Genomic DNA, 24,564 nt, shown 5'->3' on the forward strand with positions numbered 1-24,564 from the left:
GTCCATTTGCCCGCTTTGCTTTCGTGGGGAATACGCAATACCAACGCCCCGTGAGTTTCCCACCGTAACGATGGGCGGTGCATTCTCGGGTGCAATACATTTAACGGACAGCCGTTTTTCGGATAACGGGTAATATAAAACTGCCCCCATAACCAAAAATAAACCAAACGTCGCTCCGTATCAATACGGAGCGGACGCCATTTAGGAAAGCCGGCTAGTAAAAATAACCATAGTGGAACACTTAATAATAACCAAGCATCCCGAATATTTTCTTTTACATATATTGATATCTGCTCTTTATATTGTTGTATTGGTTCTCCCATTATTGTTAATGATGGATTTTTGTAATCAGTAAACTCATTTATCCACTTTTGTTCTAATTCCACTGAATTCCAAGACCATTTTAAAATGTAGTGCAACCCCTGTGTAGAATCAAAAATATTCCAGCCCCAATAAAACAATACAATATAAAACCAAGACCAAACTAAATATCGAATACCCGAATCGCTATAACGTTTGATTTCAATCAATCCATTGCGTACTTTTTTGATATTACGGGAAATTATATCCGGCGTGTAATCAATAATTTTGTTCATTAGTTCCCTCAACTAAACTTCATTAACTGCAAAAATAGCAATTGCTTTAAAATAATTCTCTGCGTTATCGCCTAAATGCGGATAAGTTACGGTTAATTTGCCTTGCACCCAAGTTGGTGTACCTTCCTTGAAAAAATTCAATTTGATATCCTTATCTAGCTTTGTTGCCGCAGAAAAATCCAATTCGATACAATTTCCCAACCATTGCTTTTTAATCGCCGCAGCATTTAGAGCGTTATATTGCTGTTGTCTTTCACCAGGAAGCAGAATCGTCGTAATTTGTTCCCATTGTACGGTTAATTTCTGTACCGCTGCTTCCCCATCAAATGCCGGACAATATACACATAACTTATTATCTCCTTTAACATCATTTTTTATGGTGATATTCCAAATTAAGTTATAAAAATCATTCATTTCATCATTTAACTTCTTCTGAACATCGGCATAATTAGGATTATTAGGGTCAGCTAGGATATATGTCAAATTTAAACGTTTTAAATAAGGATATTGTTTTATTCTATGTCCATTCCAATACTCCCTAGAATTCCCCCAGAATCCTTTTCTCACCCAACTTTCATAGACATTATCAGTTAAAAAGAAAGTAATTACGGAAGCCAACACCAATACCACGCCCAAAATAATCAGCGGTGTACGCGCTGCACTGCCCAACCAACCGTATTTGGCGATTATAAACGCCACTTCCGCAAAACCTGCCTCACTTGCCGATAATAATGCCGTTTTATCACCCGTTTTATTGGCTTTAATCCCTTCGCCAATCGCCACCAAAATTGTCAGCACATTGGCACAATGCCCGATAATCTGTAATGCTCGGTTTATTTTTCCCCGACCTAAATCCGTGGTTTGATTAAACGCCTGCACCAGCAGATTATTTGAACCGAATGTTCTCGATAAGCTGCTGCCCACGGCTTTTTTCACATTCTCTACACCTTGCTTCACTATGCCGTCGGCATCGTATTCCAACGAAGCAATAAAGCCGGTTAAATTGGTGGCAGTGAGTAACAATGGGTCTAACAACGGGTTATCCGGCTCCGCTTTAAAACTTTCCAACGTGTCGAACAAAGCAACAAAAGCAAAAAACACACCGACTTTGTTCGTAAAATTCACCTGCTCTTGCAGATTTTGGATGCCGCTTTGCCCGTCAGGTACAATAATCACCGCTTGCGCCTGCTGCCGAAATGCGGTTCCGCTCAAGGTTGTTTGCTGCAAATTAGGGCTAAATGTCGACATCTTGGATATACTGATTCGATTCTGAGTAAACAACCTAACCTGACGTTCCAGATGTTGTGAATAAATATCGGCATTGCCGTTCATTTTGATATATTGCCGTGTCATGCCGAAAGCGGATAAGAATGTTTCTTGTGTGATACTATTTGAAAATAAATGACTGTGCGACCAGCGGTACAGCTGAGCCGCACTCACGGTTTCAACCAAGGTTTCGATTTCCAATAATTTCAAAGCCCGTTTTTCCGTTAATTGTCCGTAGGCAGAAATCACTTTGGCAGACGTGGTCAGCACGGTTTGAAGATAAGTGCCGATTAACTCATCCGTTGTAAGTTGTTTTGCCAAGGCTTGCATTCCTTGCGTGGAAACCGACAGTAGTTGTATACACGCAATCAACAAATAGGCGGCATAAGCATTGGTTAATGCCAATCGTTCAGGTTGATGGGGAGTATTCAGTAATTGCAACACGGCTTGTAGTTGGCTGTTGACCGAATAATGACCGTCCTGCTTTATTAATGCCGAATGAACTTTGGCAATATTGGTGAGTTGCTTAATTTCCGATTCAAATTTCTTAGTGAAAAAATAAGGATCCGCATATTTTTCCAGTTCTGCCCGATTGCTTGCATCTATTGGATACTGTTCACCGAACAGTCCATCGAATAAGCGTTTTTTCCGTAAATGAGGCTCGAGATAGGTCACAGCTTTCGCCGTTGTCGTGGCATAATCATATTGCTTTTGAGCTTGAATTAAATTTGCCCACATGTATTCGTGATAACAAGAAATATCGGCGATATTGCCGATATGGTCGTGAACGACAACAACTCTCGCACGTTCTCGTGCGCCTTTATCGTTAATCGTTATGGTGTGTTGAGAAAAATAACCCAGTGCCGTACGTCGGGTATAACTGTCGGCAAGTTCTTGCAAGGCATCGGAATGCGGGTTAAAATCCACAACTTTTTCACCCAACTGAGAAAACGGAAAACTGTTGGGGCTGTTTTCCGGCTTCAGAGAAGCAGACTGCATCAATGTTTTACGCAATGCGGCATCGTTTTCTAATAATTCAAACAGTTCTGCCGGCCAGCGTACTTCACTATAGGCATACTGAATCAATGACACGCTTTTATTGACAAACGCATAAGGATAACTCATTGTATCCGCCACCCATTCATTACGGGCGGAACCGTCTTTCCAAGTATATTTCCTGAATTGATAAGGTTTGTTCAATAATGCATTTTTCTTATTATTGAAATAAGTTAAAGCAGCATTCATAACACCGGAAACCGTACCGCCATTGTTGCCTATATTAGACAATAAATTACCGTTACTATCCCCGGTACTGTTCATAACATACTCAAAAACCAGCCACTTTCCGCCTTGGTTTTGCTTTCCGTCACTGGAATGGGTCGTCATTCCCAGTTCGGTAAAAAGATAAAAATACCCTTGTCGTAAACGGCGTAGTTGGTAATTTTTATCATCCAGTGCTTTCGGTAACTCGGGGATGATACTCTCTGCAGTATTTTCAATCGCCTGTTTGGTTAAACTAAAACGAACCGGAATAATCGGTGTTACTTCGATTTGACAAGGCATCCCTGAAATACAGTGTTGCTCAAAACGCTGTCCTTCAGGCATTGTATTGCGTCCTTTCGCCATTATTTATTTCCTACCATTTTTGCTTTTAAATAACATAATTTTGATAATTCAACATCAGTGATGCTACCGTATTCTGCTGAAATTTCATCAATTAATTGTTCAATCGTTATATCGGTTTGTTGTAAATAAATTTGCGTTTTCACAAACAATTCCAATGCTCCTTTATTTTCAAATCCCATTTTCTGACCGATACCAAGCCAACCAGCAACAACCGAATGTGTAATATTCAAGTTAGCAAATTCTGTCGGTAAAATGTTTGTCAGCAATTCTTTTGCAAATACGGAATTATTATTATGAATAAAAAATCCCTGCAAAAATTCATCATATGCCACCGCACTTGGTTGGGTATCCGCCGGTAAATCCGTCAGGCTAAAAATATGAAATTCATTTCCGACTCTGGCGGCAACACTCTCAATTAACAGCTCTCCCTCCCGATAGCCGAAAAAAGAAGCTAATCGTTCCGGCTCCTTGGCGATATATTGTAAATACGCCACTAACACGACCGGGTCATAAAATCGGAAAAAATACCATTTCTTCGTTTGTTCGTTATATAAATGAGTAAACTTACGAAAATGGTAATGAATAGCCTCAAAATCGTGATAACTACGGATAAATATTGCCGGGTTTAAATCCCATAACCCAAACCAGTCTTTTTCCGATTGGGCAAACAATAAATGGACAAATTCGCTGCTGTTTCTGTCGTTGACTGTCAGTTGGGTGAGAAACGGCGCATTGTCGTCCATTCGTTGTTTTAATTCACCTTTATATAAGGATTCCGTGCGTCCTTCACGTTCACACAGTTGAGGCAGGGCAATTGATTTGACACCATCCACAATGGCGTAATAACGCGGCGTATCAGGCAAATAAACAAACCCGCTATTGGCATACATTAACCCTTCCTTCGGGTTTTCTGCCGCGTTTAAATGGGCGAAGAAACCGCGTTCCCGCAATTCCGGCGGTAAATACGGGGTATTTAATATTGGCTCCGGTTGATGAAAAACATCGGGTAGCGGCGCTATGCCGACGGTTTGCTGCCGAAGATAGGTTCCCTGTGAAACCGTTGATTGCTTCTCTTCCTGCAAAAGAAAATGCAGGCTATCGTCTTTTATCGCTCGGGCTTGCTGCAATATTTGCCCGTTAAAACCGTGTCGTTCAAACCAACGGGTTGCCGGTAACGGTGCAAGTTGGCTCACTAAGCGGCATTGGTGGCGTTGACAATAAGTTTCTATTTTCTGCTGAAAATCATCCCGACCTTGCGCAAAAGCCAGGCAATAGCCAAAATGATGGGTGTTCGGGTCGGTTTGATAGAATCGCCGGTAATAACCGGCCCAGAGTATTTTTTCTGACATAAGTTATTTCCTGTTTTTTATTATTCTTTATTTTTCATTGCTTCGCACACCTCGCAAATCGGTTGTGCGCTATTGGCGGTTAAACTAATCACCTCAGGAGAATCCGGTGAACCACCAATAATCGCCAAATTACCTTTAATTGTTACTCTCCCTTTTAAGATAATACCACTGCCATCAATTACCATAGTTCCTGCTTTACCAAGCATTTTCATATTGTCATAGCCTGTCATCTTAATGTTTTTGCTATGTAGCTTAATTTGTTGGCCAACTTTTACTATAGTATTTCTCGCAACCTGCACATTACGGTCTCTGCCTTGTTTCTCTTTTTTGTCAGCATACACATCTAAACTTAAATGATTACCGATATTTAAAATATCATCTTTCTCTATTTTCGTTCGGCGATTGCGGTGTACCAATAGGCTTTGATCCTGTCCGATTGTGATTGACTCATCCACGCCCACCGTTTCGGTGCGGTTATTGCCGATATTAATCGTTTCATCATGCCCCACTTGTTCGGTTCTATCATTGCCGATTTGGGTGGTTTCGTCGTGATTGACCACGTTGTTTTGGTCTTTTTCGGCGTGAATAAAGATTTCTTCCTGGTCCTTTTCATCTTCAAAGCGCAGTTCGTTAAAGCCGTTGCCCTTGTGCGTTTTGGATTTTATCGACATGCGGGTTTTGTGTTCCGGCAGGTTATACGGCGGTTCGGTGGTGCTGTGATAGGTGCGGCCGGTGATAATCGGTTGGTCCGGGTCGCCTTCCAAGAAGTCCACGATGACTTCATGTCCGATTCTGGGGATGGCGATATTGCCGAACTGGGCGCCCGCCCATGCCTGGCTGACCCGTACCCAGCAGGAGCTGTTTTCGTTGTTTTCGCCCTCCCTGTCCCAAGGGAATTGTATTTTCACCCGTCCCCAGTCGTCGCAGTAAATCTCTTCGCCCGCCGGGCCGACGACATGGGCGATTTGCGGGCCGTCTACTCGCGGTTTCGGATTCGGGGTCGGGCGCCATTGCGTGCTGCTTGGGATAAACTTGATATGGTTTTCATAGCGGTTGCCCTGTTCTCCCGCTTCTTCTTCCAGAATGCCGGGCTGCCAGCCGCGATGTTCTACTTCCACCGCTAACCAGCTTTGGTTGAAACTTTCCCGCGGATGCCCTGAGAGGGTAAAGCGATAACCGGGAATCAGGCGTAAATCATCCCCGGTGGCAAGTGCCACTTCCGCTTCGCGCCGTTCGTATTCCAATCGGTAGCGGCTGAACGGTTCGCCCTGTGCATCGCGTTTGTAACGCCCCGGGTAATCGTATTTTTCGTAAATATTGACCGCACTTTCGCCGAAGATGTGACTTTGCTGATTAGCATGTTGGTGTTCTTGAGGGTAAGTCGGGTGGGTGAAGGTGTAATCGCGTAGGGTTTGGCGGTTGGTGCCGAGTCGGGCCTGATATGCCCAGTGCCATAAAGCGGCTTCGGGGCATTCACCGGCAGGGGTGGGGTTATACAACAATGTGCCTTTTTCCGCTGCCAGTGCACTGTGGTTGCTGAAATGCAGGGTATGGCTGTCTTCGGTATGTGAAAAATAGTAGTAGGTTCCTTCTTCCGCCGCCAGCCGTTCGATAAAGGCTAAGTCCGTTTCCCGGTATTGTACGCAGTATTCCCGTTGCCAATAACTGTCACTTAAATGAAATTCGACTTGATTGATATGATTCTTTGAAAGGAGCTGACGCAGGATTTTTTCGCTGTCTTGTTGTTGGAAGATTTTATTATCCGATTGATAGGAGGCCCGCACCAAATCCGGCTCGATGACCATGTTATAGCGGGTGCGGGAGAAGCCGCTTTCGCCCTGCACCAACTGCGTCACAACCCCGTTAACATAACGCACCGGCTCAGAGCCTTGCCAGAAAGTGAGTGTGGCACTGTTGTCCAGAATCTCAGAGAACGACGGTGACGAATCAAAACTGGCTAACTCCAATTCCAGACGAAAAAGTTGAGAAAGTCCTTCTTTTAATACAAAACTGACGACATCGAATTCGGTAGCGCCGTTCACGTTTAAACTATAGCGGTAGTCGGATTGTTGGGTCATATTAATATCCTTCTTTGTTTGTTAAATGTGTTGTATTAATTAAGTGTAGTATAAAAATACTACATTTTACAATTATAAATTATGCCTGCATAGAAAGCTTGATTAGAGTACCGCGCAGGCTCCAAGTATTATACTGTGTACCTGTTTCAGTAAACAATCCCGAACCATAACGTATATCAGTAAATAACTCTTTTACTATAGAGGCATTAATATCCGAATTTAACTCAATTAAATAAGGAATCTCAGTTCGTCACATTCATAACGATACAAAGGTTCATAAGGCAAACCCCATACGTCTAAATATAGCCATATATGTGGAATAAGCGCACCATCGAAGTTACACCCTCGGCATTAAATATCACCCGTCCGCCTGCGCTTTCCAATATCACTTCGTCACCGCCTTCGCAGTGGAAGGTTTCGCACAGTTGTTCGAAGAACTCTCCGCTTGGATTAAGCAAAATAAAAACAGGACGATAGCCCTGTGTTTTTATTATTTCACCTGATAACAGCTGCTTTCGCCGTTACATTCATAAATCACGCCGTCGCCTTTTTTTAATTTCACTCGGTTCGGATGTGTTTTGCAATAAAGTACAGGCACTCATCGCCAAGCAGCCAATTACAATTGCCTTGGTTTTCATATAAGTTCCTTAAATTAACCTAAAAAATAACGATATGCGGGGCTATCGGTCACATCTTGATACACATATCCCAATACTTCCAAATGACGATGGAAATTTTCTAACTGCGTATCATCAAGTTGGAAACCGGCTAAAATATCACCATAGTCCACACCATGAGCACGATAATGGAACAACGATATATTAGCTTGTGTGCCAAGAGTTTCTAAGAATTTCACCAACGCACCTTTTTGCTCCGGAAACTCGAAAGAATACAACCGCTCTTTTAATTCACTGGATGAACGCCCGCCGATCATATAACGAATATGCGTTTTTGCCATATCATCGTCCGACATATCCATCACATCATAACCGCCTTGTTGAAGCTGAGCGATAATTTCCTGTTTTTCCGCTTCACCACTGATACGCACGCCGACAAACACGCGAGCCGTCACATCATCAGAATAGCGGTAATTAAATTCCGTCACCGCACGATTACCCAAAATATTACAGAATTTCAAGAAGCTGCCTTTTTGTTCCGGAATAGTCACCGCAAACAAAGCCTCGTGTTTTTCACCCAATTCGCAACGTTCGGACACATAACGCAAGGTGTGGAAATTCACATTGGCACCGGATAAGATATTCACCAGAGTTTCACCTTGAATATTGTGTTCTTCCACATATTTTTTCAGACCTGCCAAGGATAACGCACCGGAAGGCTCTGCCACCGCCCTCACATCTTCAAAAATATCTTTCATTGCAGCACAGATTTCGTCACTGTCCACTAACACCATGTCATCCACATATTGCTGACATACACGGAAAGTTTCATCGCCTATACGCTTTACCGCTACACCGTCGGCAAATAAGCCCACACGCTCTAAATCCACCGGATGACCGGCTTTTAATGCGGCGTATAAACAAGCCGAATCTTTTGATTCCACACCGATTACTTTGATATCCGGCAATAATTGTTTGATCAACACGGCAATGCCTGCCAATAAACCGCCGCCGCCCGCAGGTACGAAAATACGGTCGATATTAGTGTTTTGCTGCAACAATTCCATTGCCAATGAACCTTGTCCGGCAATTACCGCCGGATGATCAAACGGCGGAATAAAGGTCATATTTTTGCTTTCGGCCAACTCAATGGCTTTCGCTTTGGCTTCGTCAAAGTTTGTGCCGTGTAATAACACTTCACTGCCAAAACCACGCACGGCATCTACTTTAATACTCGGCGTGCTTTGCGGCATCACGATTAAGGCTTTTAAGCCAAGATGTTTAGCCGAAAGTGCCACGCCCTGAGCGTGATTACCCGCAGATGCGGCAATCACACCGTTTGTTTTTTGTGCTACGCTAAGCCCTGCGATCATGGCATAAGCACCGCGCAGTTTAAAGCTGTGCACCGGCTGGCGGTCTTCGCGTTTAATCAAAATTTGGTTATGTTTGCGAGCGGAAAGTTTAGGCATTACTTGTAATGGCGTGACTTGTGCCACGTCATACACTTTCGAACTTAATACGGCACGAAGATATTCCGAACCGGTTGGATGTTGGTTTAGATCATATACCATTGTTGAACCTTACTTCTTTTAATGAAAGTGCGGTAAAAATTTCAAAAATTTTAAAAATCACACCGCACTTTGAGTTATTCAAACTTTTGTTTGGCTTTGAGCCATAATGCGTTGGTTTCGTTTTTTAGTTGTTGGTATAAAGACAACGCAAATTGTGCTTTATTAATATTCGGGATTTCGGGGCGTTCACCATATTTATTTGCCGCTTCATCACCGAGTTTTAATAATATACCGATACCGCAATAAATCAATACGATACAGTAAATTGCCAACGGAAACCAGAAAAGACCGAGACTGGCAGACAAAATACCTTTGCTAAAATCCACATCTGACAAAAGTACGGTTAAAAACAGTAGCGGGCCCCATAATAACATCTGCCACCAAGCAGATTTATTCAAATCGTGCAAACGGCGGATAATCAGTGTCGCCAACGGGCATAAGCTAATCACATTAAAGAAAATATTGAAATAACCTTCACCAAAAGGCAAATCAAAAATCACCCACTCAAGCCAGCCGATAAACAATAAAATAAATAAAGAAATCAGAACGAATCCGCCAAATTCCTCTCTTGTCGCCCGCCCCTTATAATTAAACGCGTTCTGCCAAGCGAAAATAAAGCCATTCATTCTGATTTCCTAAAATTTCCGTAAAATCCACCGCACTTAGGCTTACAGGCGGCTTAAAAACGTAATTAGCTCATCTTTCGCAATCATACGTTTTTCACCGCTACGACGGTGTTTGTATTCAATTTCAGCGTTAGCCAGATTTTTCTCGCCGATTACGATCATATGCGGAATACCGATTAATTCCATATCCGCAAACATTACGCCCGGACGTTCCTTACGATCATCGAAAATCACTTCTACGCCCTGAGCGGTTAAAGTGCGGTATAAATTTTCGGAAAATTCCTGCACTGCTTTAGATTTGTGCATATTCATCGGCACAATCGCCACTTTAAACGGTGCGATATTATCCGGCCAAATGATGCCGCGCTCATCGTGATTTTGCTCAATCGCAGCCGCAACCACGCGAGTTACGCCGATACCGTAGCAACCCATCAGCATCGTCAACGGACGACCGTCTTCGCCTTGCACAGTCGCATTCATCGCTTCGGAATATTTTGTGCCCAATTGGAAAATATGACCTACTTCAATACCGCGTTTAATCAATAATGTGCCTTTGCCGTCTGGGCTCGGATCGCCTTCCACTACGTTACGTAAATCGGCAATTTCCGGGATCGCCGCATCGCGCTCCCAGTTCACACCGAAATAATGTTTATCGTCAATATTCGCACCACAAGAGAAATCCGACATATTCGCCACCGTGCGGTCAATCACCATTGGAATCGGCAGATTCACTACGCCTAATGAACCTATAGTCGCCCCAATCGCTGCTTTAATATCCGCTTCATCGGCAAACTCAAAAGGTTTAGCCACTAATGCGACTTTTTCCGCTTTGATTTCGTTTAGTTCGTGATCGCCGCGCAGCACAAGTGCTACTAATGGATGCTCTTCTGTCGCCCCTTTCACAATCAAGGTTTTTACGGTTTTCTCAATCGGTAAACCATACTGCTCTACTAACTCATTGATAGTTTTCGCATTCGGCGTATCCACTAATTTTAATTCTTTTGTCGGCACAGATTTTTCACCTAATGCCACCGCTTCTGCCAATTCAATATTGGCGGCAAAATCGGATTCTGTGGAAAATACGATATCGTCTTCACCACTTTGTGCCAACACTTGGAATTCGTGAGAAGCCGAACCGCCGATAGCGCCGGTATCCGCCTGCACCGCACGGAAATCCAAACCTAAGCGATTGAAAATATTGGAATAGGTTTGATACATAATATCGTAGGTTTCTTGTAAACTGTCGCGGTCAGCATGGAAAGAATAGGCATCTTTCATCACAAATTCACGGGAACGCATCACCCCGAAACGCGGACGTACTTCGTCGCGAAATTTGGTTTGAATATGATAAAAATTCATCGGCAATTGTTTGTAAGATGTCACTTCGCGGCGTACTAAATCCGTAATGGCTTCTTCATTGGTCGGGCCTAGAATAAAATCACGATCACCACGATCTTTGAAACGCAGTAATTCCGGACCATACTGATCCCAACGACCGGATTCTTGCCATAATTCTGCCGGTTGCACCACGGGCATTTTTACTTCCAACGAACATTTATTCATTTCTTCACGAACAATTTGTTCAACTTTGTTCAAGACGCGGATACCAGTAGGCAGCCAGTTATATAAACCGGAAGCGGATGCTCGGATCATACCGGCACGTAACATTAATTGGTGACTGACCACTTGGGCATCATTCGGGGTTTCTTTTAGGGTTGAGAATAGATATTGACTTGCTCGCATTGTATTATTTCCAATTGTATTTAAAAATAAAAAATTACTCGCTAGTTTACCATTGAGTGAAGGCAGTACAAAGGATAAATAAGAGGATTTTACTGATTTTTCTTGAAAGAAAAGGAAAAAACAAAAAGCGGCCAAAACTGACCGCTCTTTTTGTTTATCAATAACTGATAAAAACTATTATTTAATGATTTTCGCCACAACGCCCGCACCTACTGTACGACCGCCTTCACGGATTGCAAAACGTAAACCTTGGTCCATCGCGATTGGGTGGATTAGGCTTACTGTCATTTTGATGTTATCCCCCGGCATTACCATTTCTACGCCTTCCGGTAATTCGATTGTACCGGTTACGTCCGTTGTACGGAAATAGAACTGTGGACGGTAGCCTTTGAAGAATGGAGTATGACGACCACCTTCTTCTTTTGATAACACATAAACTTCTGATTCAAAGTCGGTGTGTGGCGTGATTGAACCCGGTTTCGCCAATACTTGACCACGTTCGATTTCTTCACGTTTGGTTCCACGCAATAATGCACCGATATTCTCACCCGCACGACCTTCGTCAAGCAATTTACGGAACATTTCAACACCTGTTACAGTCGTTTTCGCCGTATCTTTGATACCGACGATTTCAACTTCATCACCTGTACGGATGATACCGCGCTCAACACGACCTGTTACCACGGTACCGCGACCGGAGATTGAGAACACGTCTTCGATTGGTAATAAGAACGGTTGGTCGATTGCACGTTCAGGTTCCGGGATGTAAGAATCCAAGTGACCCGCCAATTCAAGGATTTTTTCTTCCCAGGCTGCATCACCTTCTAACGCTTTTAATGCTGAACCGCGTACGATTGGTGTATCGTCACCAGGGAAATCGTATTGAGATAGAAGTTCACGTACTTCCATTTCAACTAATTCCAATAATTCCTCGTCATCTACCATGTCGCATTTGTTTAAGAATACGATGATGTAAGGAACACCTACTTGGCGACCTAAAAGGATGTGTTCACGAGTTTGTGGCATTGGACCGTCTGTTGCCGCTACTACTAAAATAGCTCCGTCCATTTGTGCCGCACCTGTGATCATGTTTTTAACATAGTCCGCGTGTCCCGGGCAGTCAACGTGTGCATAGTGACGAGTCGGCGTATCATATTCAACGTGTGAAGTGTTGATGGTGATACCGCGTGCTTTTTCTTCAGGTGCGTTATCGATTTGGTCGAATGCGCGTGCCGCACCGCCGTAGTGTTTAGATAACACTGTAGTGATTGCTGCGGTTAAAGTTGTTTTACCGTGGTCAACGTGACCGATTGTACCCACGTTAACGTGCGGTTTTGTACGTTCAAATTTTTCTTTAGACATTGCTAAATTTCCTTTATGAAGTTCCGTAGCACCGAAAAAGTGCTACGGGTTTTGATTAAACAAAATTATTTTTTACGGGCTTCAATTACTGCCGCTGCTACGTTAGCAGGAGCTTCCGCGTATTTAAACGGCTCCATTGAATATGATGCACGACCTTGAGTTTGTGAACGTAAGTCAGTTGCATAACCAAACATTTCTGAAAGTGGTACTTCCGCACTGATCATAGTTACAAATTCATTACTTTCCTGACCGTTTACGATAGCACGACGACGGCTTAAGTCACCAATTACATCACCCACATATTCCGGTGGAGTTTCAACTTCCACTTTCATGATTGGCTCAAGGAGAACAGGGTTCGCTTTGTTAAATGCTGCTTTAAACGCAATAGATGCAGCAAGTTTGAACGCTAATTCTGATGAGTCAACATCATGATATGAACCGAAGTGTAAACGTATACCCAAGTCAACTACCGGATAACCCGCTAACGGACCGGATTTAAGCTGTTCTTGAATACCTTTATCAACCGCAGGGATATATTCAGTCGGAATTACACCACCTTTGATTTCGTTCACGAACTCATAACCAGGACCTTCCGGATCCAACGGATACATATCAATCACAACATGACCGTATTGACCGCGACCACCGGATTGTTTCGCGTGTTTACCTTCAACATCATTAACACGTGTGCGGATAGTTTCACGATAAGATACTTGTGGTTTACCGATATTCGCTTCCACTTTGAACTCACGTTTCATACGGTCAACGATAATATCCAAGTGCAGCTCACCCATACCGGAAATAATGGTTTCACCGGACTCTTCATCCGTATGAACACGGAATGAAGGGTCTTCTTGTGCTAAACGACCTAATGCAAGACCCATTTTTTCTTGGTCTGCTTTAGTTTTCGGTTCTACCGCAACAGAAATTACCGGCTCAGGGAATTCCATACGTTCAAGAATGATTGGGGCATCAATTGCACATAACGTGTCACCGGTACCAACATCTTTCAAGCCGATTGCCGCAGCAATATCGCCCGCACGAACTTCTTTAATCTCTTCACGTTTATTTGCGTGCATCTGTACGATACGACCGAAACGTTCACGTTTGTCTTTAACAGAGTTTAATACGGTATCACCGGAATTAATTACACCCGAATACACACGGAAGAAGGTTAAGTTACCTACAAACGGGTCAGTTGCAATTTTAAATGCAAGTGCAGAGAACGGTTCATCATCGCTTGCGTGACGTTCACCTTCAGTTTCATCCGGGTTGATACCTTTAATCGCTTCGATATCAGTCGGTGCAGGTAAGTATTCAACTACTGCGTCAAGCATTGCTTGAACACCTTTATTTTTGAATGCAGAACCACAAGTTACCAAGATGATTTCATTTGCAAGTACGCGTTGACGTAATGCCGCTTTGATTTCTTCTTCAGTTAACTCGTCACCGCCCAAATATTTTTCCATTAATTCTTCAGAAGATTCTGCTGCAGCTTCGATCAAGTGGTTTCTCCACTCTTCACAATCAGCCAGCATATTTGCAGGCACATCTTCATAAGTAAAAGTCATACCTTGATCAGCTTCGTTCCAGTTGATCGCTTTCATTTTGATCAAGTCAACAACACCGGTAAAGCTGTCTTCAGCACCGATTGGAAGTTGTAGAGGAACGGAATTACCGCCTAAACGTGTTTTGATTTGTTCAACAACACGCAGGAAGTTAGCACCGGTACGGTCCATTTTGTTTACGAATGCAATACGTGGCACTTTATATTTGTTTGCTTGACGCCATACAGTTTCGGATTGCGGTTGAACACCGCCAACCGCACAGTAAACCATTACCGCACCGTCAAGAACACGCATAGAACGTTCTACTTCAATTGTGAAGTCTACGTGCCCCGGAGTATCGATAACGTTGATACGATGTTGTTCGAACTGTTGCGACATACCACTCCAGAATGCTGTGGTGGCCGCAGATGTAATTGTGATACCACGCTCTTGCTCTTGTTCCATCCAGTCCATGGTTGCTGCACCATCGTGCACTTCACCGATTTTGTGACTTACGCCGGTATAGAATAAGATACGCTCAGAGGTAGTCGTTTTACCCGCATCAATGTGGGCACTGATACCAATGTTACGGTAGCGTGAAATAGGGGTTGTACGAGCCATTATTATTTCCTTGCTGGAATTATTAATTTAAAAATTTAATATGCGTAAGGCTTTACCGCACTTTTGTGAAAACACATCAATGAGATAAAGCCTATAAAACGTTGCCTAACGAAATTACCAACGGTAATGAGCAAACGCTTTGTTAGCTTCAGCCATACGATGAACGTCTTCACGTTTCTTAACTGCTGCACCTTTGTTTTCTGCTGCATCAGATAATTCGTTAGCTAAGCGTAACGCCATTGATTTATCACCGCGTTTACGAGCTGCATCAACAATCCAACGCATACCTAATGCGTTACGACGAACCGGACGTACTTCAACCGGAACTTGGTAGGTAGACCCACCAACACGACGAGATTTAACCTCAACGGTCGGACGTACATTGTCTAAAGCCGCTTCGAAAGCTTCTAAATGTTCTTTACCTGTGCGTTGTGCTAATACATCTAACGCACCATAAACGATTTTTTCTGCGATAGATTTTTTACCATCTACCATTAAAACGTTAATAAATTTAGCAAGTAATTCTGATCCGAATTTTGGATCTGGAAGGATCTTGCGTTGTTCAACACTACGACGACGTGGCATTGCGAATTTCTCCGTATTTTAATCTTCAGGATTATCCAAAACTCTTAAATAATTCACCGCACTTTGCGATGTCTATTTTTACTGGAGTTTATGGTTAATTAATAATTTAATTGACGTTTGGCCTTACTTAACGGAGAACCATTAAGCTTTAGGGCGTTTAACGCCGTATTTAGAACGACCTTGTTTACGATCTTTCACGCCCGCACAGTCAAGTGCTCCACGTACGGTGTGATAACGCACACCCGGTAAATCTTTAACACGACCGCCACGGATAAGCACAACACTGTGCTCTTGAAGGTTGTGACCTTCACCGCCGATATAAGAGGTTACTTCGTAACCGTTAGTTAAACGAATACGGCATACTTTACGTAATGCTGAATTCGGTTTTTTAGGTGTAGTAGTGTATACACGAGTACACACGCCACGTTTCTGCGGGCAAGCCTCTAAAGCAGGAACGTTACTTTTTACAACCTTTTTCACACGCGGTTTGCGTACTAGCTGGTTGATAGTTGCCATTAAAAAAGCTCCAGTTTTAACGATATTATTAACAATAATGTGTTTTGAAATCTATCCCATAGAGAGATAGACAGCACATTTTAGTGAGTTAAATGCCGAGTGTCAAGGATTAAGCAAGGATCTTTTCAGATCCTTATGCGGGCAAATTAAAAACTTTTACAAAACCTACCGCACTTTCATGCTCCTCCGGTTACTGATTTTTGTGAGGTGCCATTAAAGTGCAAATTGCGGACTAAACCGTTCCGTTAGTTGCACTAAATTTTCCATTGAAATCAACCGCACTTTGTGTCCTTCCGGCAAAAGTGCGGTGAGATTGCGGGCTGAAACATCGGTTTCCAATATATAGCAATCTGCAAAAAACTCCGGATATTTCACCGCTAATAACACGCCGTTTTGCCATAATAGCACGGCATCTTGTGCGGTGATATTTTCCAGAATACGTTGTAATTCCGGTTGCGGGTAATCCGCCTGCGAAAAGGTATAGAGCATATTAAAACACCAGAATTTTTTCTGCCTGATTGAGTTGCCGCATCAATAAAGTGCGGTCTGTTTTTTGCAAATTTAGCACCAAATCCTGCTCGCTCAATGAAAATCGTTGCAAAGATTGTTCACAAATGTAACGATTTTCGATGTCGTATAAATCTAATAATTTGAACAGCGGAATATAGTCTTTTTGCAAAATGTGATCCGGTTGCTGATTTTTCAGTAAATTCAGCACGCCGTCATCCATAAAATGGACGGCAATTTCGTTTTCATCACAAAATGCGGTGGCTGCCAATAAAGCATCGAGCCCTTCGCGGCTGACTGATGTACCGTGGGGAGCGGTGCGGAAAACAAAGGCGAGTTTAATCATAATGTGATCACTCTGTCGGCTTCCAAGGTAGCTTTGGTAAATTCGCCAAGCCCGGCAATAGTAAAATATTCGGCGAGATTAGTTTGATCAGCATAAAGTGCGGTGAGTTTATCCACAATTCCGCGGCGTTGTGAAGCCGCCACGCATAAATGCAGCGGCACTTGATGTTCTTGCGCCAACCGCTGCCAAAGTTTGACTAAATTCACTTCGTCATTAGCAGGATAAACCAAGACATTGCCGTTGCTGACGCCCTCTTGAAAGAAAAAGATTTGCGTGATTTGGTGTCCGGCACGTAATAATGCCACGGCAAATTGATAGGCGGTATAGGCTCCCTGCGAACCATAGACCGGCTGTTTCACCGCTAACACATAGTTCACTTGGCATCGTCCTGTTTGATTTGGCGAATATATAAATATACCGTATGACGGGAAATATTTAAGCGTTCCGCCACTAAATTTATGGCATCTTTAATATCAAAAATCCCTTTTTCAAACAGAGAGACGACGATTTGGCGGTTTTTATTATTATTCGCGACCAATCTGTCTGCCGTCACTTCTTCGATAGTATGTTCAATGGTTTGTGTCACTAAATCTTCCACCGAGCTGGCGAAATTCACCGCTGCGGCATCCGCCTGTTCCGCCGTCGGCATAAAGGCTTGTAAGAATTGAGATACCGGTACTTCAAGATTGATATTTATGCACAGCAAACCGATGATACGTTGATCTTTGTTACGAATTGCAACAGTGACGGACTTCATCAGGCCGTTTGCTCTCGCTCGGGTAAAATAGGGCTTGGACACGCTGTCACTTTGCATATTATGTAATGATTTCAACGCTAAATCCGTAATCGGTGAACCCACTTTGCGATTGGTATTATGCCCGTTGGCAATACAAATGGCAGAGTGTTCCAGATCTTCCAAAGAATGTAATACGATTTCGCAATGCTCGCCGATTAATGCCGACAAGCCGTCCACTACCGCAACATAGGAATTGAGAATAGTGCGATCTTCGTCAGTAAAGGGGCGACGGTCATTTAACATAGCGGGGACTCCTCTTTCTTTCAAAAATAAACCGCACTTTAACATAAAAATCGTCAAAGTGCGGTCAAATTATAGATTATTTTACTGCTTCTGCGGCAGGAGTCACATCTAACAATTCAATATCAAAAATCAAGGTTGAATTGCCCGGAATAGCATCGCCCGCACCTTGTTTACCGTATGCTAACTCCGGTGGCAATACCAATTCGATTTTGCCGCCTTTTTTGATTAACGCGATACCTTCTGTCCAGCCCGGAATTAATTGCGATAACGTAAATTCTGCCGGCTGACCGCGTTCTGCGGAACTGTCAAACACTGTCCCATCAACCAATTTACCGGTGTAATGCACTTTTACCGTATCCTCCGGTTTTGGCGCCCCCCCTTCGCCCGCTTTTTCAATTTTATATAAAATACCGGATTGAGTTTGTTTAACACCGTCTTTTTTCGCATAATCCGCACGGAACGCATCGCCTTTGGTTTTGGCTTGCTGTGCCAGTTCTTGTGCTTTAGCTATTTTAATTTCTTCAATCTTACTGAATAACGCTTGGTTTTGTTGTTGTAATTGTTCGTTTGTTAAGGTCACTTTACCATTAACGGCATCTTTAACCCCTTTTAATAACAATTCTTTATCTAATTTAATCAGGTTTTTTTGATCCGACAACATGGATTCCAAATATTTACCCATTGATACGCCAACTGCATAAGACGAATCGTCAATAAATTTTTTGTCGGTAATTTGTGCATCCGCCGCTAATGCTGTCGAATATGAAAATACTGCACCGATTAACAAGGCAGCTGCTGATAATTTTTTCATTTTTTATTTATCCTGTATAATGAATGGAAATTTATGGGATAGTATCACCTTTAGTTAGGGATTTTCAATGACTCAATTACAAAAAATCGAACAGCGACTAGCCGAATTAGAAATGAAAACCACTTTTCAGGAACAGACTATCGAAGAATTGAATCAATCTTTGATCGAACAACAATTTATAGTTGATAAACTGCAAATTCAAGTGCGTCATTTAGCCGCCAAACTGGCCGGTATGCAGTTATCTAATATCGCCAGTCAAGCGGAAGAAACGCCACCGCCGCATTATTAATAAATAATGGAGAATCAAGGTTCTCCATTATGTCTTATTTAATGGTTTTTATGTACCGTGCCATACAAAATCTTATCCGTCAACGCCAAACCAATAGCTGATGCAATAAAGCCGAGATGAATCAACAACTGCCACATCATTTGTTTTTCCGTAAGATTTGCCGTATTGATAAAGGTTTGCAGCAAATGGATGGAAGAAATACTGATAATCGCCATCGCAAGTTTAACCTTCAATACCGAAGCATTAACATGGCTTAGCCATTCCGGTTCATCGGGGTGACCATCCGTATTTAATCTCGACACAAACGTTTCATAACCGCCGATCAACACCATAATCAACAGGTTGGCAATCATCACGACATCTATAAGATTGAGCACTGCCAACATCACGGTATTGGAATCATAAACGCCCAGATTCACCACCAAATCCCATAATAACGTGCCGAATTTATAGGCATATACACCTTGCACGACGATCAAACCAAAATAAATCGGCAGTTGAATCCAACGGCTGGCAAACACCATTTGACTAATTAAAGTCGGTGTTCTTTTACGTGGTTTTCTGATTTTAAGTTCTTGTTCCATAGATTCCTTTGATAGATTGATACCACAAAAAACCCGGAATAAATCCGGGCTTTGCTTATAAGTTACTTTAAAATTTCTTAAAAACTGACCGCACTTTTTAGCTTTTTCAAAGCGTTGCTTTCAAGTTGTCGTACTCGTTCCGCAGAGATGTTATATTTCGCCGCCAAATCCTGCAACGTAGCTTTGTTTTCATCCAGCCAACGGGTTTTGATAATATCTTGGCTACGGGCATCTAAACTTGCCAAAGCCGTAGAAAGTTGCTCCGCCGCTTCGTTTTCGTAATTTTCGTTCTCCAATTCAGAGGCAAAGTTGGAATTTTTATCTTCCAAATATAATGCCGGTGAATAGGTTTCTTCTTCCGTTTCATCCGTCGGCAAATCAAATGCCACATCGGAACCGGTCATACGGGATTCCATTTCCAACACATCTTGTGCGGATACGCCCAATTCGTCGGCAACCATGTTCACTTCGTTGTCACTGAACCAACCTAAACGCTGCTTGGTTTTACGCAAATTAAAGAATAATTTACGCTGTGCTTTGGTAGTGGCTACTTTCACGATACGCCAGTTACGCAACACATATTCGTGAATTTCCGCTTTGATCCAATGCACTGCAAAAGACACCAAACGCACGCCTATTTCCGGATTAAAGCGTTTCACTGCTTTCATCAAACCGATATTGCCTTCCTGAATCAAATCCGCTTGCGGCAAGCCATAACCGGAATAGCCGCGGGCGACATGAATGACAAAACGAAGGTGGGACAAAATCAGTTTTTTTGCCGCTTCCACATCTTCATTGTAGTACAAACGTTCTGCCAGGCTTTTTTCTTCTTCCGCGGTGAGCATAGGGTACTCGTTTGCCGCACGGATATAGCCTTCGATACTACCTTGCGGTACGAGCATCATTGTTTGTTCTGTATTCATTCTCTTCCTTCTTACCTTCCAGCATGTTTACTGGTGTTTAGTTATAACATAAATTCTGACAAAATCAATCATGACGGCCAAAATTTTATGTTAAATTAGACCGCACTTTTCTTAAAAAATTCTTAATTTCTGATGGCTTTCAGGGAATTTTTTGAGCAGATTTATCACGATCGCCCACTAATAATCGTTCATTAGGTTTTGATCAATTTTTTCTCTTAATGTTATTGTTTGCATGCTTGTCAGTCTTATTCGATTTTAAAGAAATTAAGCATTATGCCAACCGGGGAGAGCTTGTCAATGCCTGCAATTTACGCACGATAAAACTCAATGCTACGCCATAAGCAGGAACAAACAAAACAATACCGATAAACAGCTTGAATAAATAATCAACAAAACCTAATTGCATCCAATGTTCTGCCATAAACGGATCACTGCTGGCATAAAACGCCACCGCAAAGAATAACAACGTATCCGCCATAGAACCGAATACCATAGAACTGGTGGGAGCAATCCACCACGTTTTGAGTTGGCGTAAACGGTTAAACACTAACACATCCAATAATTGACCGAATACATAAGCACAAAAACTGGCAAAAGCGATACGGAATACAAAGCCGTTAAAACTGCTTAACGCGGACAAGCCTTGGTAGTGCGTTTCAAAAAACAGCACGGAAATTAAGTAGCTGATCACTAATGCCGGCAACATTACCATAAAAATAATCCAGCGGGCTTCTTTCGCACCAAAAATCCGTACAGTTAAATCCGTCGCTAAAAAAATAAACGGAAACGTCAAGGTTCCCCAAGTGCTATGGAAAGAAAATTCGCCAAAAGGCAACCGCACTTCAAAAGGAATCTGCACTAAATAATTGCTTGCCGCAATAATAAAAATATGAAAAAAACTAAGAATAATTAACGCGTTGCGTTTTTGTTGAGATGTAAAGGGGGAATAAATAGCGTTCATTTTATATCCTTTTTTTAGATTAATCGTCGCCAGGGTGAGGGAACCTAGCCTATCCACATAAAATGCGGACTGAAAATGATACTGAATTGGCGTGATTTTTCAAGTGGATTTTAATGTAAAACTTGTCAGATATCTCTTCTTATACAAATTATGTACCAATTTCAGTATCATTTTTATATACGCTGTTAGATAAAGAAAATAATTTCAGCTGCAAACAACTTTAACCGCCAATCCGCCTTGGGAAGTTTCTCGGTATTTTGCATTCATATCTTTACCGGTTTCATACATGGTTTCGATCACTTTGTCTAATGACACTCGCGGGTTTGATGTCCGTCGTAATGCCATTCGAGCGGCATTAATCGCTTTTACCGAAGCAATGGCGTTACGTTCGATGCAAGGCACTTGCACTTGTCCGCTCACAGGGTCGCAGGTTAAACCGAGATTATGCTCCATGGCGATTTCCGCTGCGATACACACCTGCTCCGGACTGCCGCCAAGAATTTCCGTGAGTCCTGCCGCCGCCATTGAACAAGCTACCCCCACTTCGCCTTGACAACCCACTTCGGCACCGGAGATCGAGGCGTTCATTTTGTATAAGGAGCCTATCATTCCGCAGGCTAATAAATAGCGTTCAATTGTTTCGGAATTAAGAGGCGAAATAAATTTTTGATAGTAAGACAATACGGCGGGTACAATTCCACATGCGCCGTTTGTCGGTGCCGTGACCACTCGTCCGCCGGCGGCATTTTCTTCGTTTACAGCAAGCGCATACACGTTAATCCAGTCAATTATCTGCATCGGGTCATTGGTCAATGAGCTGTTTGCCTGTAATAATCGATGCAAAGATGAAGCTCGACGAGATACTTTCAACGGACCGGGTAAAATACCTTCCGTACTTAAACCGTGCTCAATGCAATCCGTCATGGTTTTCCAAATCAAGGCAAGGTGGGCTGAAACGGCTTCTTTGCCGTGTAATGCAATTTCATTTTTAAGCATTATGGTGGAGAGTGCCAAACCCGTTTCACGACAATAGTTTAAAATATCTTCTGCATTATTATAGGGATAGGGAATATCTTGTTGAGCATCTTGTTGCTGACCGAAATGAGCTTCATCCACGATAAAACCGCCGCCGATAGAATAGTAAGTCTGTTGGTAAATGATTTCTTGCTCAATAAGTGCGGTAATTCTCATCCCGTTTTCATGTAATGAGAGAAAGCTATTATGAAATTCCATATCTTCATCAAAATGAAATTTAACCGTATATTTCCCTTCGGCAATAGGTAAAAGTGCGGTCCGTTTTACCTCAGAAATGAAATGAGGAATGCTGTCAATATCCACGTTGTGCGGCAAATAGCCTGCCAATCCCATAATAATGGCAATATCGGTGTTATGACCGCGACCGGTCATCGACAATGAACCGTACACATCCGCATGAATTTGAGTAATATCTGCGATTTTGCCTTGTTCGATCAAATCGTCAATAAATTGTTTTCCCGCTTTCATTGGTCCCACGGTATGCGAGCTTGAAGGCCCAATCCCTACCTTAAACATATCAAAAACGCTAATCATATTATTCTCTTTTTAAAAATAATTACCTTCACTCAATGAAATGAGTGAAGGTAATTTCATTGTTATTATTGCGAAAAATTCGGTATTTTAAATTAAGTTTTAAAATAGTCCGTAAACGACGGCTGAAATTGCAACCAGCCCCATAACGGTGACAAATACATTACTGAATTTGCCGCTGTATTTTTTCATTGCCGGTACTTTACGGATTGCATACATCGGCATGATGAATAGGATCATTGCAATAATCGGACCACCTAGCGATTCGATTAAACCTAAGATACTTGGATTGAGAATGGCTACTCCCCATAATGTAAATAGGAAAAATACCGCAGCACCGTAATTAAGTTTTTTACGGTTAATTTCAGTTTTTCCGCTCATTTTGATATATAACCCTTCCAAACCTTCACGTGCACCTAAATAGTGACCGAAGAATGAACTGGTAATGGCAAGGAATGCTACTAACGGGCCAAGATATGAAATGTACGGATTTTCAAATTTATTGGCTAAGAAAGATAAAATACTGATATTTTGTTCTTTTGTCGCCGCTAATTCTGCCGGAGTCAGCGTTAACACACAGCTGAACACAAAAAACATAACAAATATAAATAAAATACTTGCAGTTCCCTTTAATGTACGACTTGCGTGTTTTTCAGTCAGTGTCGGATCTTGATATTGATGTTGCTGAGATTGAGAAAATGCAGAAATGGCCGGTGAATGGTTAAAGGAAAAGACTAATACCGGAATGGTAATCCAAAGTGTTTTTAATAACCCCGTTGCTGTCGGAAATTCATTTAACATCGAAGTATTCCATTCAGGAATAAGATAAATAGACAATGCAAATAAAATGAAAACCAACGGATAAACCAGTAATTCGGTTAATCGTAACATAACACGTTCATTCATCAGCATCACGGAAATAAGTGCCGCAATAAGAACGAATGAAAGAATAATACGATTTGGCGATGTCATACCTAATTGATTGACAATAAATGAATCAACGGTATTGGTAATACCATTACCGTAAATTAAAAGAATTGGAAAGATTGCAAAAAAATACAGCAAAGTAATCAATTTTCCCGCACTCTTACCGAAATGTTCTTCAACGACTTCGGTAATATCGCTACCGGGTTTTGAGGAAGACAATACAAAACGTGACAATCCTCGGTGAGCTAAGTAAGTCATAGGACCTACGATAATCGCCATAATAATCAGCGGCCAAAAACCGCCCATACCGGCATTAATTGGTAAAAACAGTACACCGGCACCGACCGCCGTACCAAATAAATTAAGCATCCAGGTAATGTCAAATTTGCTCCATTTAGGATATTCCTGTGCCATAAAAACTCCTTGTTTATTATTAATAAAATTCGGGCGGGATGATATGCTTAAGAGTTGTTTATCTCAAGCTTAAAATTTTGGAAATGTGATCTAC

General features: G+C 42.3%; 22 protein-coding genes. 1 reads left to right on the plus strand and 21 read right to left on the minus strand.

Annotated features, from left to right (window positions below):
• The 16 genes from EDC44_RS01160 to fkpA all read right to left on the minus strand — a co-directional run.
• The coding region (locus EDC44_RS01160) for a hypothetical protein (protein WP_131974543.1) at nt 1-596 on the minus strand (596 nt) is incomplete at its 3' end.
• Between the two features lie 12 nt (nt 597-608).
• Nucleotides 609-3,488: a toxin VasX gene (locus EDC44_RS01165; protein ID WP_131974545.1), complete on the minus strand. Its 2,880-nt coding sequence runs from the start codon at nt 3,486-3,488 to the stop codon at nt 609-611.
• Nucleotides 3,488-4,837 carry a DUF4123 domain-containing protein gene (locus EDC44_RS01170; protein ID WP_131974547.1) on the minus strand — a complete coding sequence of 450 codons (1,350 nt, stop codon included), beginning with the start codon at nt 4,835-4,837 and terminating at the stop codon, nt 3,488-3,490. Before EDC44_RS01170 ends, EDC44_RS01165 begins: the two co-directional genes overlap by 1 nt.
• A gap of 20 nt (nt 4,838-4,857) precedes the next feature.
• Complete coding sequence (locus EDC44_RS01175; protein ID WP_131974549.1) at nt 4,858-6,915, minus strand: type VI secretion system Vgr family protein; 2,058 nt, start codon at nt 6,913-6,915, stop codon at nt 4,858-4,860.
• Between the two features lie 652 nt (nt 6,916-7,567).
• A complete protein-coding gene (gene ilvA / locus EDC44_RS01180) occupies nt 7,568-9,103 on the minus strand; it encodes a threonine ammonia-lyase, biosynthetic (RefSeq protein WP_131974551.1) in 1,536 nt (511 codons plus the stop codon).
• 74 nt (nt 9,104-9,177) lie between these two features.
• On the minus strand, nt 9,178-9,729 hold the full coding sequence (locus EDC44_RS01185; protein WP_131974553.1) for a DUF805 domain-containing protein: 552 nt from the start codon (nt 9,727-9,729) through the stop codon (nt 9,178-9,180).
• A 42-nt stretch (nt 9,730-9,771) separates the two neighbouring features.
• The gene (gene proS, locus EDC44_RS01190; RefSeq protein WP_131974555.1) at nt 9,772-11,472 is read right to left on the minus strand and encodes a proline--tRNA ligase; all 1,701 of its coding nucleotides are present in this window, start codon (nt 11,470-11,472) and stop codon (nt 9,772-9,774) included.
• Between the two features lie 177 nt (nt 11,473-11,649).
• On the minus strand, nt 11,650-12,834 hold the full coding sequence (gene tuf, locus EDC44_RS01195) for an elongation factor Tu (protein ID WP_131974558.1): 1,185 nt from the start codon (nt 12,832-12,834) through the stop codon (nt 11,650-11,652).
• Nucleotides 12,835-12,899: 65 nt separating this feature from the next.
• Nucleotides 12,900-15,002, minus strand: a complete 2,103-nt coding sequence (gene fusA, locus EDC44_RS01200) for an elongation factor G (protein WP_131974560.1) — start codon at nt 15,000-15,002, stop codon at nt 12,900-12,902.
• 114 nt (nt 15,003-15,116) lie between these two features.
• The gene (gene rpsG / locus EDC44_RS01205; RefSeq protein WP_131974562.1) at nt 15,117-15,587 is read right to left on the minus strand and encodes a 30S ribosomal protein S7; all 471 of its coding nucleotides are present in this window, start codon (nt 15,585-15,587) and stop codon (nt 15,117-15,119) included.
• 141 nt (nt 15,588-15,728) lie between these two features.
• The gene (gene rpsL / locus EDC44_RS01210) at nt 15,729-16,103 is read right to left on the minus strand and encodes a 30S ribosomal protein S12 (RefSeq protein ID WP_013745731.1); all 375 of its coding nucleotides are present in this window, start codon (nt 16,101-16,103) and stop codon (nt 15,729-15,731) included.
• A 213-nt stretch (nt 16,104-16,316) separates the two neighbouring features.
• Nucleotides 16,317-16,592, minus strand: coding sequence for a DsrH/TusB family sulfur relay protein (locus tag EDC44_RS01215; protein WP_131974564.1), 276 nt, complete (start codon nt 16,590-16,592; stop codon nt 16,317-16,319).
• A gap of 1 nt (nt 16,593) precedes the next feature.
• A complete protein-coding gene (gene tusC / locus EDC44_RS01220; protein WP_207896678.1) occupies nt 16,594-16,953 on the minus strand; it encodes a sulfurtransferase complex subunit TusC in 360 nt (119 codons plus the stop codon).
• The gene (gene tusD / locus EDC44_RS01225) at nt 16,953-17,333 is read right to left on the minus strand and encodes a sulfurtransferase complex subunit TusD (RefSeq protein ID WP_131974568.1); all 381 of its coding nucleotides are present in this window, start codon (nt 17,331-17,333) and stop codon (nt 16,953-16,955) included. The genes tusC and tusD overlap by 1 nt, the downstream gene beginning before the upstream one ends.
• A complete protein-coding gene (locus EDC44_RS01230) occupies nt 17,330-17,995 on the minus strand; it encodes a helix-turn-helix transcriptional regulator (RefSeq protein ID WP_131974570.1) in 666 nt (221 codons plus the stop codon). The genes tusD and EDC44_RS01230 overlap by 4 nt, the downstream gene beginning before the upstream one ends.
• Nucleotides 17,996-18,071: 76 nt before the next feature.
• Entirely contained in the window at nt 18,072-18,806 is a 735-nt protein-coding gene (fkpA, locus tag EDC44_RS01235) for an FKBP-type peptidyl-prolyl cis-trans isomerase (RefSeq protein ID WP_131974572.1), read from the minus strand.
• A 67-nt stretch (nt 18,807-18,873) separates the two neighbouring features.
• Between fkpA and EDC44_RS01240 the strand changes: the two genes are divergently transcribed.
• Nucleotides 18,874-19,095, plus strand: a complete 222-nt coding sequence (locus tag EDC44_RS01240; RefSeq protein WP_131974574.1) for a SlyX family protein — start codon at nt 18,874-18,876, stop codon at nt 19,093-19,095.
• A 38-nt stretch (nt 19,096-19,133) separates the two neighbouring features.
• Here EDC44_RS01240 and EDC44_RS01245 read toward each other — a convergent pair whose 3' ends face one another.
• The 5 genes from EDC44_RS01245 to EDC44_RS01265 form a co-directional block, all read right to left on the minus strand.
• Nucleotides 19,134-19,679 carry a TIGR00645 family protein gene (locus EDC44_RS01245; protein WP_131974576.1) on the minus strand — a complete coding sequence of 182 codons (546 nt, stop codon included), beginning with the start codon at nt 19,677-19,679 and terminating at the stop codon, nt 19,134-19,136.
• A 77-nt stretch (nt 19,680-19,756) separates the two neighbouring features.
• The gene (gene rpoH, locus EDC44_RS01250) at nt 19,757-20,602 is read right to left on the minus strand and encodes an RNA polymerase sigma factor RpoH (protein WP_131974578.1); all 846 of its coding nucleotides are present in this window, start codon (nt 20,600-20,602) and stop codon (nt 19,757-19,759) included.
• A gap of 271 nt (nt 20,603-20,873) precedes the next feature.
• On the minus strand, nt 20,874-21,563 hold the full coding sequence (locus EDC44_RS01255) for a 7-cyano-7-deazaguanine/7-aminomethyl-7-deazaguanine transporter (protein WP_131974580.1): 690 nt from the start codon (nt 21,561-21,563) through the stop codon (nt 20,874-20,876).
• A gap of 204 nt (nt 21,564-21,767) precedes the next feature.
• Nucleotides 21,768-23,132 carry an L-serine ammonia-lyase gene (locus EDC44_RS01260; protein WP_131974582.1) on the minus strand — a complete coding sequence of 455 codons (1,365 nt, stop codon included), beginning with the start codon at nt 23,130-23,132 and terminating at the stop codon, nt 21,768-21,770.
• A gap of 99 nt (nt 23,133-23,231) precedes the next feature.
• A complete protein-coding gene (locus tag EDC44_RS01265) occupies nt 23,232-24,470 on the minus strand; it encodes an HAAAP family serine/threonine permease (protein ID WP_131974584.1) in 1,239 nt (412 codons plus the stop codon).
• Nucleotides 24,471-24,564: the final 94 nt, after the last annotated feature.

The sequence above is a fragment of the Cricetibacter osteomyelitidis genome, assembly GCF_004340985.1.
Taxonomy (GTDB): domain Bacteria; phylum Pseudomonadota; class Gammaproteobacteria; order Enterobacterales; family Pasteurellaceae; genus Cricetibacter; species Cricetibacter osteomyelitidis.

Excerpts from the sequence above, each read along its gene's own strand:
- rpsG (WP_131974562.1), bottom strand. The coding sequence starts at position 15,587 with ATGCCACGTCGTCGTAGTGTTGAACAACGCAAGATCCTTCCAGATCCA.
- EDC44_RS01170 (WP_131974547.1), bottom strand. The coding sequence starts at position 4,837 with ATGTCAGAAAAAATACTCTGGGCCGGTTATTACCGGCGATTCTATCAA.
- EDC44_RS01260 (WP_131974582.1), bottom strand. The coding sequence starts at position 23,132 with ATGATTAGCGTTTTTGATATGTTTAAGGTAGGGATTGGGCCTTCAAGC.
- rpoH (WP_131974578.1), bottom strand. The coding sequence starts at position 20,602 with ATGAATACAGAACAAACAATGATGCTCGTACCGCAAGGTAGTATCGAA.
- proS (WP_131974555.1), bottom strand. The coding sequence starts at position 11,472 with ATGCGAGCAAGTCAATATCTATTCTCAACCCTAAAAGAAACCCCGAAT.
- EDC44_RS01185 (WP_131974553.1), bottom strand. The coding sequence starts at position 9,729 with ATGAATGGCTTTATTTTCGCTTGGCAGAACGCGTTTAATTATAAGGGG.
- rpsL (WP_013745731.1), bottom strand. The coding sequence starts at position 16,103 with ATGGCAACTATCAACCAGCTAGTACGCAAACCGCGTGTGAAAAAGGTT.
- tuf (WP_131974558.1), bottom strand. The coding sequence starts at position 12,834 with ATGTCTAAAGAAAAATTTGAACGTACAAAACCGCACGTTAACGTGGGT.
- EDC44_RS01215 (WP_131974564.1), bottom strand. The coding sequence starts at position 16,592 with ATGCTCTATACCTTTTCGCAGGCGGATTACCCGCAACCGGAATTACAA.
- fkpA (WP_131974572.1), bottom strand. The coding sequence starts at position 18,806 with ATGAAAAAATTATCAGCAGCTGCCTTGTTAATCGGTGCAGTATTTTCA.
- EDC44_RS01245 (WP_131974576.1), bottom strand. The coding sequence starts at position 19,679 with ATGGAACAAGAACTTAAAATCAGAAAACCACGTAAAAGAACACCGACT.
- ilvA (WP_131974551.1), bottom strand. The coding sequence starts at position 9,103 with ATGGTATATGATCTAAACCAACATCCAACCGGTTCGGAATATCTTCGT.
- EDC44_RS01255 (WP_131974580.1), bottom strand. The coding sequence starts at position 21,563 with ATGAACGCTATTTATTCCCCCTTTACATCTCAACAAAAACGCAACGCG.
- EDC44_RS01240 (WP_131974574.1), top strand. The coding sequence starts at position 18,874 with ATGACTCAATTACAAAAAATCGAACAGCGACTAGCCGAATTAGAAATG.
- EDC44_RS01175 (WP_131974549.1), bottom strand. The coding sequence starts at position 6,915 with ATGACCCAACAATCCGACTACCGCTATAGTTTAAACGTGAACGGCGCT.
- EDC44_RS01165 (WP_131974545.1), bottom strand. The coding sequence starts at position 3,488 with ATGGCGAAAGGACGCAATACAATGCCTGAAGGACAGCGTTTTGAGCAA.
- fusA (WP_131974560.1), bottom strand. The coding sequence starts at position 15,002 with ATGGCTCGTACAACCCCTATTTCACGCTACCGTAACATTGGTATCAGT.
- EDC44_RS01230 (WP_131974570.1), bottom strand. The coding sequence starts at position 17,995 with ATGTTAAATGACCGTCGCCCCTTTACTGACGAAGATCGCACTATTCTC.
- EDC44_RS01265 (WP_131974584.1), bottom strand. The coding sequence starts at position 24,470 with ATGGCACAGGAATATCCTAAATGGAGCAAATTTGACATTACCTGGATG.